Source organism: Streptomyces venezuelae, assembly GCF_008642355.1.
Lineage (GTDB): Bacteria > Actinomycetota > Actinomycetes > Streptomycetales > Streptomycetaceae > Streptomyces > Streptomyces venezuelae_B.
Genome location: NZ_CP029193.1, coordinates 5024684 through 5043350, shown reverse-complemented (window position 1 = coordinate 5043350; position 18667 = coordinate 5024684). Strand labels below are relative to the sequence as shown.

General features: G+C 70.5%; 15 protein-coding genes. 8 read left to right on the top strand and 7 right to left on the bottom strand.

What is annotated here, in order from left to right; translation table 11 throughout:
• Positions 1 to 12: 12 nt before the first annotated feature.
• A complete protein-coding gene (locus DEJ47_RS23485; RefSeq protein ID WP_223828467.1) occupies positions 13 to 1602 on the bottom strand; it encodes an amino acid ABC transporter substrate-binding protein in 1590 nt (529 codons plus the stop codon).
• A gap of 51 nt (positions 1603 to 1653) precedes the next feature.
• On the bottom strand, positions 1654 to 3870 hold the full coding sequence (locus DEJ47_RS23480; protein WP_150171334.1) for a hypothetical protein: 2217 nt from the start codon (positions 3868 to 3870) through the stop codon (positions 1654 to 1656).
• 273 nt (positions 3871 to 4143) lie between these two features.
• Here DEJ47_RS23480 and DEJ47_RS23475 point away from each other — a divergent pair, with 273 nt between their 5' ends.
• Entirely contained in the window at positions 4144 to 4533 is a 390-nt protein-coding gene (locus tag DEJ47_RS23475) for a hypothetical protein (protein ID WP_150171332.1), read from the top strand.
• A gap of 14 nt (positions 4534 to 4547) precedes the next feature.
• On the opposite strand, the gene DEJ47_RS23470 is transcribed toward DEJ47_RS23475, so the two are convergent.
• Both DEJ47_RS23470 and DEJ47_RS23465 read right to left on the bottom strand, forming a co-directional pair.
• Positions 4548 to 5201 carry an RNA polymerase sigma factor gene (locus DEJ47_RS23470; RefSeq protein ID WP_223828466.1) on the bottom strand — a complete coding sequence of 218 codons (654 nt, stop codon included), beginning with the start codon at positions 5199 to 5201 and terminating at the stop codon, positions 4548 to 4550.
• 170 nt (positions 5202 to 5371) lie between these two features.
• Positions 5372 to 5770: a hypothetical protein gene (locus DEJ47_RS23465; protein ID WP_150171328.1), complete on the bottom strand. Its 399-nt coding sequence runs from the start codon at positions 5768 to 5770 to the stop codon at positions 5372 to 5374.
• A 321-nt stretch (positions 5771 to 6091) separates the two neighbouring features.
• On the opposite strand from DEJ47_RS23465, the gene DEJ47_RS37025 reads away from it, so the two are divergent.
• A complete protein-coding gene (locus DEJ47_RS37025) occupies positions 6092 to 6607 on the top strand; it encodes a hypothetical protein (RefSeq protein ID WP_223828465.1) in 516 nt (171 codons plus the stop codon).
• Positions 6608 to 6616: 9 nt separating this feature from the next.
• Here DEJ47_RS37025 and DEJ47_RS23455 read toward each other — a convergent pair whose 3' ends face one another.
• The 3 genes from DEJ47_RS23455 to DEJ47_RS23445 all read right to left on the bottom strand — a co-directional run bounded on the left by DEJ47_RS23455 (position 6617) and on the right by DEJ47_RS23445 (position 9530).
• Positions 6617 to 7189, bottom strand: coding sequence for a hypothetical protein (locus DEJ47_RS23455; RefSeq protein WP_150171326.1), 573 nt, complete (start codon positions 7187 to 7189; stop codon positions 6617 to 6619).
• A gap of 105 nt (positions 7190 to 7294) precedes the next feature.
• On the bottom strand, positions 7295 to 7822 hold the full coding sequence (locus tag DEJ47_RS23450; RefSeq protein ID WP_150171324.1) for a hypothetical protein: 528 nt from the start codon (positions 7820 to 7822) through the stop codon (positions 7295 to 7297).
• A gap of 106 nt (positions 7823 to 7928) precedes the next feature.
• Positions 7929 to 9530, bottom strand: coding sequence for a beta-N-acetylhexosaminidase (locus DEJ47_RS23445; protein WP_223828464.1), 1602 nt, complete (start codon positions 9528 to 9530; stop codon positions 7929 to 7931).
• 299 nt (positions 9531 to 9829) lie between these two features.
• Here DEJ47_RS23445 and DEJ47_RS23440 point away from each other — a divergent pair, with 299 nt between their 5' ends.
• The 6 genes from DEJ47_RS23440 (at position 9830) to DEJ47_RS23415 (ending at position 18575) form a co-directional block, all read left to right on the top strand.
• Complete coding sequence (locus DEJ47_RS23440) at positions 9830 to 10366, top strand: 2-oxo-4-hydroxy-4-carboxy-5-ureidoimidazoline decarboxylase (protein ID WP_398335487.1); 537 nt, start codon at positions 9830 to 9832, stop codon at positions 10364 to 10366.
• A gap of 149 nt (positions 10367 to 10515) precedes the next feature.
• Positions 10516 to 10896: a succinate dehydrogenase, cytochrome b556 subunit gene (gene sdhC, locus DEJ47_RS23435; RefSeq protein WP_150171320.1), complete on the top strand. Its 381-nt coding sequence runs from the start codon at positions 10516 to 10518 to the stop codon at positions 10894 to 10896.
• 8 nt (positions 10897 to 10904) lie between these two features.
• Positions 10905 to 11399, top strand: a complete 495-nt coding sequence (locus DEJ47_RS23430; RefSeq protein ID WP_150171318.1) for a succinate dehydrogenase hydrophobic membrane anchor subunit — start codon at positions 10905 to 10907, stop codon at positions 11397 to 11399.
• 16 nt (positions 11400 to 11415) lie between these two features.
• Positions 11416 to 13170 carry a succinate dehydrogenase flavoprotein subunit gene (gene sdhA, locus DEJ47_RS23425; protein ID WP_150171316.1) on the top strand — a complete coding sequence of 585 codons (1755 nt, stop codon included), beginning with the start codon at positions 11416 to 11418 and terminating at the stop codon, positions 13168 to 13170.
• Positions 13170 to 13940, top strand: coding sequence for a succinate dehydrogenase iron-sulfur subunit (locus DEJ47_RS23420; protein ID WP_150171314.1), 771 nt, complete (start codon positions 13170 to 13172; stop codon positions 13938 to 13940). The genes sdhA and DEJ47_RS23420 overlap by 1 nt, the downstream gene beginning before the upstream one ends.
• Positions 13941 to 14063: 123 nt before the next feature.
• The gene (locus DEJ47_RS23415) at positions 14064 to 18575 is read left to right on the top strand and encodes a DUF6531 domain-containing protein (protein WP_150171312.1); all 4512 of its coding nucleotides are present in this window, start codon (positions 14064 to 14066) and stop codon (positions 18573 to 18575) included.
• Positions 18576 to 18667: the final 92 nt, after the last annotated feature.

The following is an 18667-nucleotide window of genomic DNA, read 5'->3' as shown; positions in this document are numbered from 1 at the left end:
CAGCCGGGTGTCTCAGGTGTCGCTGGGCACCCGGCAGTCGTCGGGCTGCGCCTTCCCCTCGGGCCAGCCCACGCCGACGTACCGCAGCTCCTCGGTGCGCGGGTCGAGTTCGACGACGGCCACGGGTTTGTCGTAGGCGTTCCCCGCGTTGGTCAGACAGATCCAGCCGCTGGTCCCGCGGACGCGGTTGACCGCTTCGAGGCGCTGCCACATGTCGGAGACGCGCTTCAGGGGCGGCACCGTGCCCTCGGTCTGGGCGTTGGCGAGCAGCACCGCCTTGGCGATCGTGCGCGTGCCGTCGTACACCAGCATGGTGCGCGAATCCTCCAGCGGGACGGGCCCGATGTCCCCGGCGCCGCCCTTGTCGATCAGCGCGCGCAGCTTGTCCAACTCGGCCCGGGGTTCGGTGAAGTGGTCGCGGCGGTCCCGTGCGCCCTTCGTGCGGCGCAGCTCGTGGTCCCAGGCGTCGGGGTGACCCGGCGCCGCGTACTGCACCCTGACGACGGGCTCCTTGCCGCCGCCGCGCAGCCGCTCCCAGTCGCCGTCCTTCATGTAGCGGTTGAGGGTGGCCGCTCCCGAGCCGCTGACGATCGTGTACTTCTTGCCGCGGCACTGCACGTCGGCCAGCTTCAGGGCGAAGAGCCGCAGGTGGACGGGGCGTCCCGCGAAGTAGACGTAGCGTGCCGTGGACTGGCAGATGTTCTGGGCGATGAGCGTGAAGTCGTTGCCGGTGTCACCGGGGTCGGTGATGGAGGGCGATTCGAACGTCTGGTCCTTGGGTCCCGGCGGCCCGTCCTCGTCGCGGCTGAAGGCCTTGGCGAGCGAGTCGTTGTAGATGTCGTGCGCCCGCTTGTCCCTGACGAGCACGGTCTGGTCGTCCCTGAGTTCGCCGTGGAAGCTGGCCAGCGCGTCGGCCTGCTGGCGGTTGGTCGGGATGATGCGGGCGAGGCCGGGATAGGGGTCCTTGGCGCCGCCCTCGGGGTTGGCGAGTTCGTCCGCACTGACGCGGCTCGCGAGGACCGGGATGTGCAGGTCGTTGGTGAGGCGTGCGATGGCCTTCTTCGTGGCGTCCAGGCTGAGGTTGAAGCCGGTGACGGCGCGGAGGTTGTCCTTCTTGTCGTCCGCCATCTTTGCCAGCTGGTCGACGACGCGTTCCTGTTGCGCGTACGAGTCGCCGGGGTTGGCGAGGACGAGCCGCAGCAGCGGGGTGTTCTCCTCACGGTTGGCCCGGTACTGGGCCAGGTAGGCGCCCTGGATCTCGCTGCGCAGCTGTATGCGCTCGGCATCGATGTCGGGCTGGAGCGGCAGCATCAGGGCGACGGTGACGTGCGGTTTGTCGCCGACGAACTCCTCGTTCTCCTTGGCGATCGCCCGGGCCACCTTGTCGATCTCCGGCGTCCCGAAGGCATAGCCGGTGCCGTTGACGCCGATGCATTCGCCGCCGTGCTTCTCGACGCCCGCGGCGCAGCTCTCGGCCTCGCCGATCGGGGGCAGGAACACGTACAGGAGCACGCCCGCGGCCACGAGGCCGAGCAGCGTGAGGATCCTGCGCATCCAGTTGGCCAAGAACGTGTTGTACAGCCAGTTCCCGAACTGCCTCAACGCTGCCCTCCCTCGGGTGACGCCTGGTGGTGCCCGTATGGAATCGCTCGGTCAGCCGAAGCCGATGTGTTCCGTGCACACGCACCGCTTCAGCGGCTGCTTGTCCTCGGCCCGGTCCCCCCAGTCGCGGGCCATGCGGATGAGGAGCGCGGCCCCGTCCGCCGCCCGCGCCACGTCGGCCCCTTCGGGCCCCTGGTGGCGCACCGCCTCGTCGGCGATCCGCGCCAGCTCCTCACTGAGCTCCCGCAGGGGCCCGCGCAGCACGCCGGGCACGATCTCCTCCAGCGGCTGCGTCCGGTCCTCGGTGAGCCACACGGCGTGCAGGAGCCGGTCGACCCGGCGCCGCAGGGTGTCGCCGCGCACCTGCGTCTCGCCGAGGGCACGCGCGTACCGGTCGTCGGCGGTGCCGATCAGTGCGGCGTCGGCGATGGCGAGGAGTTCCTCGCACCACTCGTCGACGGGGCGGGTGCGGAAGGCGTCCGCGAGGTAGCGGGTGACGAGGTCGGCGCCGTCGGAGGCGAGGAGGTGGTGCATGCGGTGGGCGGCGGCGGTGACGAACAGCGGGTCGGGGTGGCGGTCGCCGAGGTCGCGGTAGTGGCCCTGGAGCAGCGCGTGGTCGGCGTGCCAGGCGGCTCCCCCGTCGCGCAGCCGGTACAGCCGCCGCGTGAGCAACCGTCGCAGGCCGAGGTCGCCGATGAAGTGCCGGGGGCAGCGGGGCCAGCCGGTGTCCTCGAGGAGTTCGGCGATGCGGTAGGCGTTCAGGCGCTCGGTGCGGTCCTCCTGGACGGCGCGCATCAGGGTCTGGGCGCACTCCACGTCGTGCGCGACGGACAGGTGGGTGAGCAGGTCGAGCCAGTGGCCTCGGTGTTCGGGCGGCAGCTCCTCGGGGCGCTCGCGGTCGACGAGTTCGTCGACGAGTACGTCGGCCACGGGGCGGTCGTCGACGGGGCGGCCCTGCTCGTCCTCGCTCGCGCGGACGCGGGCGTCCAGGATCGCCCAGTCGGTGCACTGCTCGGGCGTCGGGAAGACGGTGGCGGCGGTGGCCTCGCCGAGCCGGGTCACGAACCGGGGCCGGCCGCCGCTCAGCCGGTGCACACCGCTGTGGACACGCAGCCGGACGGCGTTGTCGGGCTGCTCGTGGCCGCCCCGCAGCCGGGCGATCTCGTCCTTCTGCCGGTCGCGGGTGAGCACGGGCATGCGGACGAGGAGGACGCCGCGCCACAGGGGCGCGTGGTCGGGGACGCCGCCTGGCGGACGGCTCCACTCGGGGAGCGTCCCGGTGAAGGGCTGCCAGACCGCCATGCCTTCGTGGGTGCTGCCGGCCCGGTGGAGGAAGCGTCCGCCGTCCTCGCGGCGGGCCGTCGCGAAGACGACGAGGCGGTCGTGGTGTCCCCGCTCCCGGTCCTCGAGGGCCGGTTTCAGCAGGCGTCGGCCCAGCGAGCCGTCCGCGTGGTCGAGGAGCAGGGCGGGGCGCCCCACGCGTGACATGCGGCCGCGCACCCCGTGGTAGGCGGCGTCGATGTCCTGCCGCAGCGCCCGGAACAGGAAGCCCTCGGCGATCCTGCGCGCCTCGCCGCCCTGCTGGAAGTCCTCGCCGAGCGCCCGGAGTCCGGCCTGGGGGTGACCGCCCGCGCCGGGGTACTCGCCGTAGCAGGCGGTGAGCGCGGCCCTGCCCTCCGTGGAGACGCGGGCGAAGAGGCCTTCGAGCAGCGCGTTGAGGAAGGGCCCGGCGAGCGGGCTGGTGACGAGCCCCGCCACGTACCCCACGTAGTTCCTCGCCGTCCCTTTCAGCACTCCGCGCCAGAAGGAGCCGGGCGGCAGGATTCCTTCGAGCCGTCCCACCTCGTCGACCAGGGGCGCGGCGCGGGCGAGCCGGTCGCCGGCGGCGACGGCCGCGAGTCCGGCGTACAGCCGCGGCACGGCGATCCCGCCGCCGTCGCCGCCCCAGTCGCCGTACTGCAGCGCGATCTTGCGCAGCGCCTCGGTCACCTCCGAGCGGCTGCCGGGCCGCTCCTCGGCCAGCTCCCGCGCGTCGGTCTGGGCGCAGTCCAGGTACGCGGTGGGCACGCGCGGCCCGAACCGGGTCCGTATGCAGCGCAGCAGCCGTCCCTTGCCCATGCCGGGTCCGCCGACGAGGAGGACGACGGGCAGGTCGGTGCCGTGGCCGTAGAGCAGCTCCCGCTTGCGCCCGGCCGCGGTCTTCCCGAGCAGCCGGGCGATCAGGCCGCCGTCGTCGAGCAGCTCGTCGAATCCGAGTTCGTCAGGCACGGGCCTCTCCGTGGCCGGGTCGGCCGACCGGCACGCGGCCGTTCGGACAACGCATGAGGGGCCGTCAGATTAGCGGCGTGACCGGCCATTTGAGGAGAGTTCACCACTCCTCGACCGTTGTCACCACCCGTCTCAGGATCTCCAGCGGGAATCAAGGAAACATGGACGCCCCGCCAGCACACTCTCAGCCATGGCGCGAACCTTCCGCCATGGCGGGAACCATCCGCCACACCCGGGCCGCGACGCGGCCCCACCGAGCAGATGGGACCCCCCATGGCCAGATCCACCTTCACCCGTGCCGCCGTGATCGGCGCTGCCGCCGCCACGCTGTTCGCCGTCTCCTCGGGCCCGGCTCTGGCCGCCGACGTCCGCGTGAGCGACAAGACGATCAAGCTGCCCGACGGGCGCGGCTACATGAAGTTCATCGACGACGGCGACGTCTTCGAGATCTGTGACACGAAGGCGGACGGCAACGGTGTCACCGGCACCCTGAAGAAGCAGTACGTGGCCGGAAACATCTCCACGCTGTGGACCGACGGCGACGGCGGCGACAACGGCTGCGACAAGCACCCGTACAACGTCGGCAACGACGGCTGGTACCAGATGACGCTGAAGTGGAACGGTGGCGGGGCGACGGTCACGTCGGAGTGGTTCAACGAGTAGGAGCGGACCCGCCCCTACGAAGCACCATGACAGAGAACGGGACATCCCCGCGGTCGCGGCGGTGGGGATGCCCGTTCGCCTTCCGCCCCGTCCGGCGGGCGCCCCAACTGCCGCCCCATGCGCAGGATTCCGCGCCGGGTGGCCGCCCGCACCGCTCCGGGCCGCTTGCCGAGGACCCGCGCGGCGGACGGGCCGTCGAGCCCCACGACCACCCGTAACAGGACCGCCGCGCCCTGGTCGGGCGGCAGGTCGGCGACCATGCGCAGCACGCGTTCCGTCGACAGCGTCTCCAGGGCGCGGGCGGCCGTGTCGTCCTCGGCGGGGATGTCGAGCAGTTCCCGCTCGATCAGCGTGCCGAGGGGCCTGCTCCGGACCCGCCGCAGGTGGTCGATCGCGCGATGGCGTGCGACGGTCGCGGCCCATCGCCGGAAGTCGGCGCCGCTGCCCCGGAACCGGTCCAGGTCGCGCACGATCTGCAGCCAGACCTCCGAGGCCACGTCCTCCGCGTCGTCGTGGACGAGGCCGCGCACCTGTCCGAGGAGCCCGGGATGAACGCGCCGATAGACGAGGGCGAAAGCGCTCTCGTCCCCTTCCCGCGCCGCCCTCAGAGCCCGCGTCAGCTCCTCGTCGGAAACCGTCGGACGGCGATGTACCCCACCCTGCGCCACGCTCTCCTCTTCACCCCGCCGACACCGCCGACCGTGCCCGTGCCCTGCCCAGCGCCCACGCCTCCCCGCACCCGCTCGCCCACACTTACCCGCACCGCGGCCAACTGTGCCGCGGCTCCCCATATTTCAAGAAGCCTCGATAAACCGACCTCATGCCGACGCCACCGACTTCACGCCACATGGCGCAGGCGGCCCGGCAAGGTGAGGTAAAAGTTCTGGAGCGACACTTCGGAGCCGTTCGTTCCGCCTCGTTCGAGGCAATTGACGACCTTCCCGAGGGGATTCCACACCCGCCCGTCCGGCATCCGGACACCGACGGACTGCCCGAATAATTGCCGCTGATCCTGGTCGAAGTCGACCCACACGGCACCGGCCCGCCGCACGAGGACTTCCCCGACATAGGCGCCGAGCCCGAAGAGCGTCCCGGCGATCTCGGCCCGCGGCCTGCCGCCCTTGCGGAGTCCGTCGATGAGGAAGTCGACGATGCGGAGACTGGCGACGGAGAAATCGAGCGGCAGCCGATTCCGAGCGGTCACGCGAGAGACAAACCCCTGGGCCCGCCCCCTCATCTCCGCGGCTCCCACGACCTGTTCACATCCGCTCTCTCCACCCACGGCCCCACCCCTTCACCCTCGACCTCCGAGAGCGCGCACCGCGCCCTCCACTTGACAAGCGGAAGGAAGCCCGCCGCCGTGACGGCTTCGCCCAGTGCTTCTTTTCACACGGACAAGTGCCGCGTCACGTACAACCATCGGCGCATCTGAAGTGTCTCACCGCGCACGGGAAGGCTTTTCCTTGGCGCCGGGAAAAAGTCCGATTTCTCCGTAGCCTGGTATTCACCCTTCTCCGTGCTGTATAACCGCCCCCGATTCATCCAGGGGTGGGGGAACATGCGGACCGAGAGCGCGGCCGAAAACGCGATGGGGAGCGGAGAAAGCGACGAGCTGGGAGAAGTCGTCGTTCCGGAAGATCCGGACGATCCGACCGTGGTCGGCGAGATATCGAACCGGCGGGTGTTGGCCGTGGGCGGGGTGCTGTTCGGTATCTGTGCCGGGTTCGTCGTCTACGGCTTCGTCGGCGGGGACGAACCCGGGCGACGGCCCGCGCCGACGGCGTCGGTGACGTATCGCGTCACCGGGACGGATACGGGCGCCGCGGACGTCTCGTACGTCGCGGAGGATGCCGCGGGGAGCGGCGGCGAGGCGCGTGTCGAGCTTCCGTGGCAGAAGACCGTGCGTGTCCCGCTCGGCAAGGACCCGGCCGTCCGCATCCGCCTCGGCAAGCAGGGCGGCGAGGTGAGCTGCGCGCTCTCCGTCGGCGGAGAGCACCGGCAGCGCGCCACCGCGTCCGGCGCCTACGGGCGAGCGACCTGCTCCGCCGAGCTGCCGGGCGACAGGAAGGGCTGAGGCCGGTACTCAGCGGCGGACACGCGCGCGGCGCGACATCACCGCACGCAGGACGCGGCGGCCCTCCATCGACACGTCCAGGGCCTGCCGCAGTCCGCCCGCGGGGCCCGCGCCCTTGTCCGCGAGGAGTTCGAGGATGCGTACCTGACGGCGGAGCTCCGCCGCGACCAGTGGGGACGTGAGGGTGGCCGCCGCGTCCGTGCCGTCGCCCGGTGCGGTGTCGAGGAGGCGGTGGACCTGAAGGGCGGCGACGGAGCAGCCGTCGGCCCACTCCCGGACCTCCGCGCCGGACGGACCGGCGGGGACCGCGTCGAGCATGCGCCGGGTCAGCGTCGCCGCCTCGTGGGCCGCCCCGGTGCCCGGCACCGAGCCCGCACCCGCGACGCCGGCCGCCGCTGCGAGCGCGGAGCGCGCCTCGGCCAGCGGGCCCCGCCAGTCGCCGCCCTCCGCGAGCCTCGCCCACAGCGGCCGCAGCACCTCGTCGTCGCCGCCGAGCACCGGCACGCACCGGTCGAGGCAGGCCAGCCCGCTCGCCGCCAGGCCCCGTTCATCGGCCTGCGCGATCAGTTCCACCAGGCTCATTGCCGTACGTCTCCCCCGTCACGGGTCCCGTCACAGACCCTTCGGCACGGATCCCCCGTCACGGACCCTGCGCTGCCCCTTACTGCGTGCGCCGCCCCGGGAACGTCACTGCGGCACGACACCGAGCCGGTCGAGGAAACGGAAGAAGAGCTCCTCCGCCGAGGGTTCCGCGTCCGCTTTCAGTACGTCGAGCAGTGGGCCCGCGGGCACCGTCCTGCCCGACTCCGCCGCCCAGGCCACCGCGCGCTCGGCGGCGTCGCGCGGCTCCAGGAAGTAGTCCTCGACGGTCAGGTCGGCGGCGGCGCCGCCGATGTAGTCCGCCATCGCGCGCCGCGCCAGGCACGTCGTCCACGCACCGCTCTCGGGCGCCGCCGCCTCGATGATCACGCAGGAGCTGTCCATGACGTACCCGAAGAGCGCGGGCGCGCCCGACTCGCGGGCCAGCGTGTTCATGTTGCCGACGTCCGGCACGCCGTCCCCGTCGCCGTTGTTGCCGCCCGGCATCTCCCACACCTGCCACCCGTCGGGCCGCCGGTCCAGGAGGGTCAGCTCGTCGCGCAGGCCCTCCACCGCCGCGAGCTCCACGAGCGGGCGCTCGCTTCTGCCGACGACGTAGTACCCCCAGTAGCCCATGCCGCTTCCCCCCGCCGCGCCGCAATCTTGTCGTTCCCGGCCGAATACACCACAGATACCGGCAAGTTCGCCACCGAAAGGGAAAAACGCGGCGACCGGACCCCGACTAGCGGAGCTCGTCCGCGAGCTTCACGAAGTCGTTCCAGGCCAGTGCCGGTTTCCTCGGGTCCCAGAGCTTCTGGACGGTGGCGCGCAGCGGCATGCGGATGCCCGACGCCACCTGCTCCTGGGTCTGCGCGTCCGCCAGGTCGCCCCAGACCGCGAACGTGCCGCCGAGGATCTGGTCGTCGTACCGCTCGCTCACCGGCTTCGTGCCGCGGACGACCAGCGGGGTCCAGCTCTCGTAGATCCGCTGCCCGGTCGGGTAGCGGAAGGTCTGGGGCTGGCCGAGGACGTAGTAGAGGTACTCGTCGTTGTAGTTGACGAGTTTTCGGCCCGCCTTCAGGTATTCGTCGGGCTCGCGCGCGCCGATCTCCTTGCCGGTCCAGTAGGCGACCTCGATGTCGTCGGCGGCCTGGGTGCTGCCGCCCCGGAAGAACCCGTCGTTCCAGGCCCTCGGCTTCTTGCCGGAGGGGCGCACGGTGTCGGCGCGGTCGTTGAGCCAGCCCGTGGCCAGGTCCTGGACGCGTCCGCCCGCGCCGTAGCGTTCGCGGGCGGCGGCGGCCAGCTGCGGGTAGGACGCCTCGGGGTCCTTGGCCGTGAGGGCGAGGTATTCATCGGCGCCGAGGTGCCAGTACGCGCCGGGGAACAGCTCGGCGTACTCCTTCAGGAGATCGTCGACGATCTTCGCCGCCTCCGGTTTCGAGATGTCGACGGCACCGCGCGTGACCGCGCCCCGCGCGTTGCGGAGCTGGAGGGAGGGGTGCTGACGGGTGACCGCGCCGAGGTGTCCCGGCGAGTCGATCTCCGGGACGACGGTGATGTGGCGACTCGCGGCCAGCTTCACGAGGCCACGGACCTGGTCCTTGGTGAGATGGTCGGAGGCGACGATCTCGGGGTGCGAGTCCGACTCGATGCGGAACGCCTGGTCGTCGGAGAAGTGCAGACCGAGCTGGTTGTACTTGAGGTCGCCGAGGTCGCGCACGCGGTCCTCGAGCCACTTCAGGTCGAAGTGCTTCCTGGCCACGTCGATCATGAAGCCGCGCTGCGGCTTGGCCGGGCGGTCCCGTACGACGCCCTCGGGGGCGGTCCTGCCGTGGCTCACCGCCTGCTTGAGGGTGCGGGTGCCGTAGAAGACGCCGGCCTCGGCGGGCGCGGATATCCGTACCTGTTCGCCCTTGACGGTCAGGGTGTACGACTCGTCGCCCCCCTTCTTCCCGCTCTTCTCCCCGTCGTCCAGCGTCAGCTGCACGTCGCCCTTGCGCGGGTCGGAGTCTCCCCCGTACTTCAGCTTGAGCTCGTCCGCGAGCAGCTTCGCCTCGTCGGCGAGGGCGCCGTCACCGACCACGACCCGGCCCTCGCCCTCGTCGGGGCGCCAGCCGGGGCCGCGCGCCGCGGTGTGCTCGCGCACGGAGGGGATGGTCGCCGGAGCCTTGGACAGCGCGTAGCTCTTGCCGGGGCTCGTCGAGGGCGCCGCCGCGGACCTGCCGCCGGACGGCGCCGCGCGGTCGGAGCCGCCACCGTCGCCACCCGGCCAGAACCCGACGGCCAGCACCACGGCCCCCGCGACGGCGACGCCGCCCGCCGCGGCGGCGGGGCCGCGCCTCACCGGTCACCTCGCGCCGCGGAGCGGGCCGAACCTGCCGCGCAGCGGGCCGAATCTGACGTCGGAGTCGAATCCAGAGTCGGAGCCATACCGCCACGCTACGACGCGTCGCCACAGGCGGCTCGTCCACATCGTGGAGCCAAACTCTCCCATTCGGGTGAAATTCGCTCACCCGTCGCACAGCTGACAGCACGTCTCGATACCGTTGCGTCACCCCCACACCCACCCGGCCCCACCGCTACAGGGCCCCACCCCTGCCGCCCCCTGCCCAGGAGCGCACGCTGCACCCGCACCCGCACCAGTTGAACTCCGCCACGCCGGACGCGGCCGAAGCCGTCCTCCTCACCTGCTGCGGCAGCCGGCGCTGGGCCCGCCGCCTCACCGCTCACCGGCCCTACCCCGACCTGGACGCCCTGCTCGCGGCCTCCGACGAGGCCGCGTACGACCTGTCGGACGCCGACCTCGCCGAGGCCCTGGCCTGTGAACCGCTCGACGCCGTGCTGCCCCAGGTCCCGCACCAGGGCGCACCCAGGACCGGCTCCACCGCGGCCCACACCGCCCTGCGCGCCGCCCACGCCGCCTACGAGAGCCGATTCGGACACACGTTCGTCATCTGCCTCGACGACGTCCCGCCGAGCGAGGCACTCGGCCAGCTGCTCGCCGGCATCCGGTCACGCCTCGGCAACGATCCGGAGGACGAGCGGGCCGTCGCCGCCGAGGAACTGCGCCGCCTCGCCCGCGGCAGGCTGGCCCGCCTCACCCTCGGCGACGTGCCCGGACACGCCGCACGGGACAGCCGATCGCAGACCCGTCCCGATAGCCCGTACGTGCCTGTTTGATTGCCTGTTTGATCACACCTGCGGACCCGGGGCAGGGCTACCGACAACTCGTCGATACGATGACGAGCGGCCGGTGGACCGTACCCGGCCGGGCCCGTCCGACCACCCAAGCCGGCTGGCCCCAATCCCCGCTCCCGGAGGGTTCTGCCGTGCCGGCTGGAACGCTGTACCGCGGCCGGGAAGGAATGTGGTCCTGGGTGGCTCACCGAGTCACCGGCGTCCTCATCTTCTTCTTCCTGTTCGTGCATGTGCTGGACACCGCTCTCGTCCGCGTCTCCCCGGAGGCGTATGACGATGTCGTCAGCACCTACAAGACGCCGATCGTCGCACTCCTCGAGTACGGCCTGGTCGCCGCCATCCTCTTCCACGCGCTCAACGGCCTGCGTGTCATCGCCGTCGACTTCTGGTCGAAGGGTCCCCGCTACCAGAAGCAGATGCTCTGGACCGTCGTCGGCATCTGGGTCGTCCTGATGATCGGGGCGCTCTACCCCGTCCTCGGCCACGCCGTACGCGAAGTCTTCGGGAGCTGATGCCGGACATGTCTGCTGACACCACGCTTGAGAAGTCCGGAACGTCCGGTATCGGTCCCGTCGAGGGCGCTTCGCTCTACGACTCCGACAACCCGGCCCCGGTCATCGAGGCGCCGCGCAAGCGCACCTCCAAGACCCCGCGCTCGACCCGCGGCAACTTCGAGATGGCCGCATGGCTCTTCATGCGCCTGTCCGGCGTCGTCCTGGTCGTCCTCGTCCTCGGCCACCTGCTGATCCAGCTGGTGCTCGACGGCGGTGTCTCGAAGATCGGCTTCGCGTTCGTCGCGGGCCGCTGGGCCTCGCCGTTCTGGCAGGTCTGGGACCTGCTGATGCTGTGGCTCGCGATGCTGCACGGCGCCAACGGCCTGCGCACGGTCATCAACGACTACGCGGAGCGCCCGAACACGCGTCTGTGGCTCAAGGGCCTGCTGTACACCGCCACGGTGTTCACCATCCTTCTGGGCACGCTGGTGATCTTCACCTTCGACCCGAACATCCGCTAAAGCCGAGGCGACTTCCGTGAAGATTCACAAGTACGACACCGTCATCGTCGGCGCGGGCGGCGCCGGCATGCGCGCCGCCATCGAGGCGACCAAGCGCAGCCGCACCGCCGTGCTCACCAAGCTCTACCCCACGCGTTCCCACACGGGCGCCGCGCAGGGCGGCATGGCCGCCGCGCTCGCCAACGTGGAGGAGGACAACTGGGAGTGGCACACCTTCGACACGATCAAGGGCGGCGACTACCTGGTCGACCAGGACGCCGCCGAGATCCTGGCGAAGGAGGCCATCGACGCGGTCCTCGACCTGGAGAAGATGGGCCTGCCGTTCAACCGCACCCCGGACGGCACCATCGACCAGCGCCGCTTCGGCGGTCACACCCGTAACCACGGCGAGGCCGCCGTGCGCCGCTCCTGCTACGCCGCGGACCGCACCGGCCACATGATCCTCCAGACCCTCTACCAGAACTGCGTCAAGGAGGGTGTGGAGTTCTTCAACGAGTTCTACGTCCTCGACCAGCTCATCGTCGAGGTCGACGGCGTCAAGAAGAGCGCGGGCGTCGTCGCGTACGAACTGGCGACCGGCGAGATCCACGTCTTCCAGGCGAAGTCCGTGATCTACGCGTCCGGCGGCACCGGCAAGTTCTTCAAGGTGACCTCGAACGCGCACACGCTCACCGGTGACGGCCAGGCGGCCTGCTACCGGCGCGGTCTGCCGCTGGAGGACATGGAGTTCTTCCAGTTCCACCCGACCGGCATCTGGCGCATGGGCATCCTTCTCACGGAGGGCGCCCGCGGTGAGGGCGGCATCCTCCGCAACAAGGACGGCGAGCGCTTCATGGAGAAGTACGCGCCGGTCATGAAGGACCTCGCGTCCCGTGACGTCGTGTCCCGCTCCATCTACACGGAGATCCGTGAGGGCCGCGGCTGCGGTCCCGAGGGCGACCACGTCTACCTCGACCTCACGCACCTCCCGCCGGAGCAGCTGGACGCGAAGCTGCCGGACATCACGGAGTTCGCCCGCACCTACCTCGGCATCGAGCCCTACACGGACCCGATCCCGATCCAGCCGACCGCGCACTACGCCATGGGCGGCATCCCGACGAACGTCGAGGGCGAGGTCCTCGCGGACAACGAGACGGTCGTCCCGGGCCTGTACGCCGCCGGTGAGGTCGCCTGCGTCTCGGTGCACGGCGCCAACCGCCTCGGCACCAACTCGCTCCTCGACATCAACGTCTTCGGGCGCCGCGCCGGCATCGCCGCCGCGGAGTACGCCGCGAAGAACGACTTCGTCGAGCTGCCCGAGAACCCGGAGGAGCTCGTCGTCTCCCAGGTCGAGCGCCTGCGCGACGCCTCGGGCAACGAGCGGGTCCACGAGATCCGCAAGGAGCTCCAGGAGACCATGGACGCCAACGTCATGGTGTTCCGCACGGAGCAGACGATCAAGACGGCCGTGGAGAAGATCGCGGAGCTGCGCAAGCGCTACCTCAACGTCTCGATCCAGGACAAGGGCAAGCGTTTCAACACGGATCTCCTGGAGGCCATCGAGCTGGGCAACCTGCTCGACCTGGCCGAGGTCATGGCGCAGTCCGCGCTCGCCCGCAAGGAGTCGCGCGGCGGTCACTACCGCGAGGACTTCCCCAACCGCGACGACGTCAACTTCATGCGCCACACCATGGCGTACCGCGAGGTCGGCGACGACGGCACGGAGACGATCCGTCTCGACTACAAGCCGGTCGTCCAGACCCGCTACCAGCCGATGGAGCGTAAGTACTGATGGCTACCCCGACCCTCGACAAGGAAGACGTCAAGCCCGAGGCGGGCTTCGCCGACTCCCCGTACATCACGATCACCCTGCGCGTGCGCCGCTTCAACCCCGAGGTCTCCGCGGACGCCACGTGGGAGGACTTCCAGCTGGAGATCGACCCCAAGGAGCGTGTCCTCGACGCCCTCCACAAGGTCAAGTGGGAGCTGGACGGCACGCTCACGTTCCGCCGCTCCTGCGCGCACGGCATCTGCGGCTCGGACGCCATGCGGATCAACGGCAAGAACCGTCTCGCCTGCAAGACCCTGATCAAGGACATCAACCCGGGCAAGCCGATCACGGTCGAGCCCATCAAGGGTCTGACGGTCCTGAAGGACCTGGTCGTCGACATGGACCCGTTCTTCCAGGCGTACCGCGATGTCATGCCGTTCCTGGTGACGACGGGCAACGAGCCGACGCGCGAGCGTCTGCAGTCGGCGGAGGACCGCGAGCGCTTCGACGACACGACGAAGTGCATCCTCTGCGCGGCCTGCACGTCGTCGTGCCCGGTCTTCTGGAACGACGGCCAGTACTTCGGCCCGGCCGCGATCGTCAACGCGCACCGCTTCATCTTCGACAGCCGTGACGAGGCGGGCGAGCAGCGCCTGGAGATCCTCAACGACAAGGACGGCGTGTGGCGTTGCCGCACGACGTTCAACTGCACGGACGCGTGCCCGCGTGGCATCGAGGTCACGAAGGCGATCCAGGAAGTGAAGCGCGCGCTGATCACGCGTCGCTTCTGATCAGGCTTCCGCCTGTACGTCCCCTTGGCCCCGCTCCCCTCCGGAGCGGGGCCTTGGCGTTTCCGGCCGCGCCGTGGATATCGTGCATTCGCACAGGGAAAGTTCGCACATCGGGGGAAGCGCATGGGGGGCCACCGGCCGTCGGATTGGCATGTCCTTGATCTTGAGAAGGATCCGACGCCGGGTGATCCGCACCGGGTGCGCTCGCTGGCGAAGAACCTCCACGACTTCGCCGACGACGTGGGCAAGGTCCTCCGTGACATCAAGGGAATGGCGGGCGACGAGGCCATCCTGAAGTGGGTGGGCAAGACCGCCGACGCGTTCACGGAGAAGTTCGAGGACGCCCCGGACAAGCTGAAGAAGCTCCGCAAGTCCTACGAGATGGCGGGCGACGCGCTGTCCGCGTACTGGCCGGAACTGGAGCGCGCGCAGACCCTGGCCGACAAGGCGCTGGTCAAGGGCCGCGAGGCACAGGCAGACCTGAGCAGCGCCAAGTCCCGGCTCTCCTCCGCCGATTCCTGGGTGGAGCGGGCGGGCAAGGAAGCCGACAAGTACAAGGACAAGCCCGGTGGCGGCAAGGACGTGCCCAAGCCGGACGAGGACAAGGTCCGCGCCGCCACCCGCAACGCGAACTCGGCGGAGAAGGCGCAGAAGTCCGCGCAGGGCGACGTGGATGCCGCCAAGAGCGCGCTGGAGGCGGCGAAGAAGATGGCCGCCGATGCCCGCAAGATGCGCGAGGAAGCCGCGGGCACGGCGAAGAAGAAGATCGACGAGGCGTCCGACGCGGGTATCCCGAACCGCAAGTGGTGGGAGGAGGTCGGCGACTGGGTCTCCGACAACTGGGACACCATCGTCGCGGTCTGCAAGGTCGTCGTCGCCGTCGTCGGGATCATCGCGATGATCGTCGGCGGGCCGATCCTCGCCGCCATCGTGATCGTCGCGGGCGCCATCGTCCTGGCCGACACCTTGAGCAAGTACGCGAAAGGCCAAGCGGGCCTGATGGATGTGGCGTTCGCCGCCCTGGACTGCGTGCCCGGCATGAAGGGCCTGACCACCGCCGCCAAACTCGGCAAGGGGCTGAAGGGGCTCAAGGGCGGCCTGAAGGGGTTCAAGTCCGCGCGCACCGCAGTCAAGGACGGGGCGAAGGGCGCTTACAACCGCGCCAAGACCAAAATCAAGGGCTGCGGCGACCCGGTCGACGTCGCCACCGGTCACATGTACCTCCAGGCCACGGACGTCACCCTGCCCGGCACGCTCCCGCTGTCCTTCACCCGCCGCATGACCTCCGGCTACCGCACCGGCGGCTGGTTCGGCCCCAGCTGGACCTCCACGGTCGACCAGCGTCTCGAACTCGACGAGGACGGCGTCGTCTTCGTCACCGAGGACGGCATGCTCCTCACGTATCCGCACCCCGCGGGGCCGGGCGCCCCCGTCCTGCCCGATGCGGGGCCGCGCAGACCTCTGGAACGGCTGGACGACGGCGGTTATCTCATCAGCGACCCGGTCGGCGGCCGCACCTTGCGCTTCGCCGCGCCCGACGACGACACGGCGCCGCTCACCCGGGTGTCGGACCGCAACGGCAACACCGTCGACATCGAGTACGACGACGGCAGGCCGCTGGCCTTCCGGCACTCCCACGGCTACCGCCTCACCCTCGCCGTCACGGACGACCGGGTCACGGCTCTCGCCCTGGCGGGTGCGGGGCCGGAGGGCGCGGATGTCGTGCTCAAGCGGTACGCCTACACGGACGGCAACCTCACCGCCGTCGCCGACTCGTCCGGCCTCGCGACGCGGTTCACGTACGACGACGAGCTGCGCGTCACCTCATGGACGGACTCCAACGGCAGCCGTTACGACTACACGTACGACGACCGGGACCGGTGTGTCGCCCAGGGCGGTGAGGCCGGCCATCTCGCCAACACCTTCACCTACGACGTGCCCGATCCGGACCGGCCCGGCCACCGCGTCACGGAGGTGACCACCTCCACGGGTGCCACCTCACGCTTCGTCATCAACGACCGCTGTCTGATCGTCGCCGAGACGAACCCCCTGGGCCACACCGTCCTGCACGCGTTCGACGAGCGTGACGAGGTCGTCTCCAGGACCGACGGCCTGGGCCGCACCACCCGCTACGAGTGGGACGGGCTCGGCAACCTCGTCGCGGTCCACCACCCCGACAGGACCAGCAGCAGGATCGTCCACAACGAGCACAGCCGTCCCGTCGAGGTCGTCGAGTCCGACGGCCGGATCTGGCGCTACACCTACGACGAGCGGGGCAACCACCTCAGTACCCTCTCCCCCACCGCCGCGCTGACCCGGTTCGCCTACGACGACCACGGGCGGCTGACCTCGGTCACCGACCCGCTCGGCCACACCACCCGGATCGAGTGCGACGCGGCGGGACTTCCCCTGCGGACGGTCGACCCGACGGGCGGTACGACCCGGTACACGCGGGACGGCTTCGGCCGTCCGACGACCGTGACCGCGCCGTCCGGCGCCGTCACACACCTGGAATGGACCGTCGAGGGCCGCATGGCCCGGCACGTCGCCGCGGACGGCGGCACCGAGTCGTGGACGTACGACGGGGAGGGCAACTGCACCTCCCACACCGACCCCATGGGCGGCGTGTCGACGTTCGAGTACACGCACTTCGACCTCCTGTCGGCCCGCACCGGCCCCGACGGCGCCCGGTACACCTTCGAGCACGACGCGGAGCTCAAGCTGCGCAGGGTCGTCAACCCGCTGGGGCTGACCTGGAGCTACGAGTACGACCCGGCTGGACGCCTGGTGGCGGAGAACGACTTCGACGGCCGCGTCCTCCACTACGTCCACGACGCGGCGGACCAGCTGACGGCGCGCACGGTGCCGTCCGGCGAGACGATCCGGTTCGAGCGGGACGTGCTGGGGCGCACGGTGGCGAAGGACGCGGCGGGGGACGTCACCACGTACACGTACGACGATGCGGGCGACCTGATCGGCGCGGTCGGCCCCGACGTGGTCCTCACCCTGGAGCGCGACGCCGCGGGGCACATCACGTCGGAGACGGTCGCGGGGCGCACGTCGACGTACACCTACGACGCCCTGGGCCGCCGCACCGGCAGGACCACGCCGTCCGGCGCGGTGAGCACGTGGACGTACGACGCCGCGGGCAACCGCGCGGAGCTCGTCACATCCGGCCGTCGCCTGAGCTTCACCCACGACGCGGACGGCCGGGAGCTGTCCCGCAGGCTCGGCGAGGACGTCGCCTTCACGCAGGGCTTCGACGTCATGGGCAGGCTGACCGGCCAGGAGATCGTCGGAGCGGCCGGCCGGGTCCAGAGCCGCGCCTACATCTACCGCGCCGACGGCCACCTCGTCGGCGTCGACGACCTGCTGAACGGATCGCGCCGCTTCGACCTCGACCCGGCAGGGCGGGTCACCGGCGTCCACGCGGCGAGCTGGTCCGAGTCGTACGCCTACGACGCGGCCGGGAACCAGACCAGCGCCTCCTGGCCCTCCCCCATGCCGGGACGGGAAGCCGTCGGCACGCGCACGTACACCGGCACGCGCATCCGCACCGCCGGAGGCGTCCGCTACGCATACGACGGGGCCGGGCGCATCGTCCTGCGGCAGAAGACCCGGCTGTCCCGCAAGCCGGACACCTGGCGCTACGCGTGGGACGCGCAGGACCGGCTCACCTCGGTGGTCACTCCGGACGGGACGCGCTGGCGTTACCAGTACGACCCGCTGGGGCGGCGGACGGCGAAGCAGCGGCTGGCACCGGGCGGGGAGAACGTCGTCGAACAGGTGGACTTCACGTGGGACGAGACCAATCTGTGCGAGCAGACCAGCTACGTCCCCGGTACGGCGGATCAGGCGCCCGGCGCGGTGGACACGGTCACCCTTACCTGGGAGCACAAGGGTCTGCACCCGCTGACGCAGGCCGAGACCAAGAGGACGTCCGACGCCGCCACCGCGACACAGTACGAGGTCGATCGCCGCTTCTACGCGATCGTCACCGATATCGTCGGCGCCCCCACCGAACTCCTCGACGAGCAGGGCGGCATCGCCTGGCGCACCCGGTCCAGCCTCTGGGGCGCGACCGCCTGGAACCGGGGGGCGACCGCGTACACGCCGCTCCGTTTCCCGGGCCAGTACCACGACGCCGAGACCGGCCTCCACTACAACTACTTCCGGCACTACGACCCCGAGACGGCTCGGTACCTCACCCCCGACCCGCTCGGGCTCACCCCCGACCCGAACCACGCCACCTACGTACACAATCCGCACACGTGGTCCGACCCGCTCGGGCTGACCCCCTGCGAAGACGAGATCCTTCCCAAGGGATACACCTCGTCACCCGCGCTGGAGAAGGACCCCTACCACCCGGACATGGTCGGAAAGCGCAGCGAAAGGAGCCGGGAGCTCTACGCCGCGACGCCGAAGGACCGTGCGGCCGAACTCGGCTACAAGACCCGAATTCCTCCCCAGCGGGCGCCTTTCCACTCCCATGGCCAAGAGGTGTTCTCCAACGGCAAGAACTACATCACTCCCGACGTCGACGGCCACAACGTCTCCGACGGCTGGAAGGTGTTCAACAAGAAGGGGCAGAGAATTGGCACCTACGACGCAGACCTCAACTACATCAAGAAGTGACGCCTTCTCGATCCGGGTGGTCTCGGGACCGTCGACGGACCGGTCCACGAACGCCGCCGAGGCCGTCGGCAGGATCACGGTGGGGGATTTCT

Bases quoted from the DNA above. Each gene is read 5' to 3' on its own strand.
- DEJ47_RS23430 (WP_150171318.1), top strand. From the start codon at position 10,905: ATGTCTGCTGACACCACGCTTGAGAAGTCCGGAACGTCCGGTATCGGT.
- DEJ47_RS23465 (WP_150171328.1), bottom strand. From the start codon at position 5,770: ATGAGGGGGCGGGCCCAGGGGTTTGTCTCTCGCGTGACCGCTCGGAAT.
- DEJ47_RS23455 (WP_150171326.1), bottom strand. From the start codon at position 7,189: ATGAGCCTGGTGGAACTGATCGCGCAGGCCGATGAACGGGGCCTGGCG.
- DEJ47_RS23475 (WP_150171332.1), top strand. From the start codon at position 4,144: ATGGCCAGATCCACCTTCACCCGTGCCGCCGTGATCGGCGCTGCCGCC.
- DEJ47_RS37025 (WP_223828465.1), top strand. From the start codon at position 6,092: ATGCGGACCGAGAGCGCGGCCGAAAACGCGATGGGGAGCGGAGAAAGC.
- DEJ47_RS23420 (WP_150171314.1), top strand. From the start codon at position 13,170: ATGGCTACCCCGACCCTCGACAAGGAAGACGTCAAGCCCGAGGCGGGC.
- DEJ47_RS23415 (WP_150171312.1), top strand. From the start codon at position 14,064: ATGGGGGGCCACCGGCCGTCGGATTGGCATGTCCTTGATCTTGAGAAG.
- DEJ47_RS23450 (WP_150171324.1), bottom strand. From the start codon at position 7,822: ATGGGCTACTGGGGGTACTACGTCGTCGGCAGAAGCGAGCGCCCGCTC.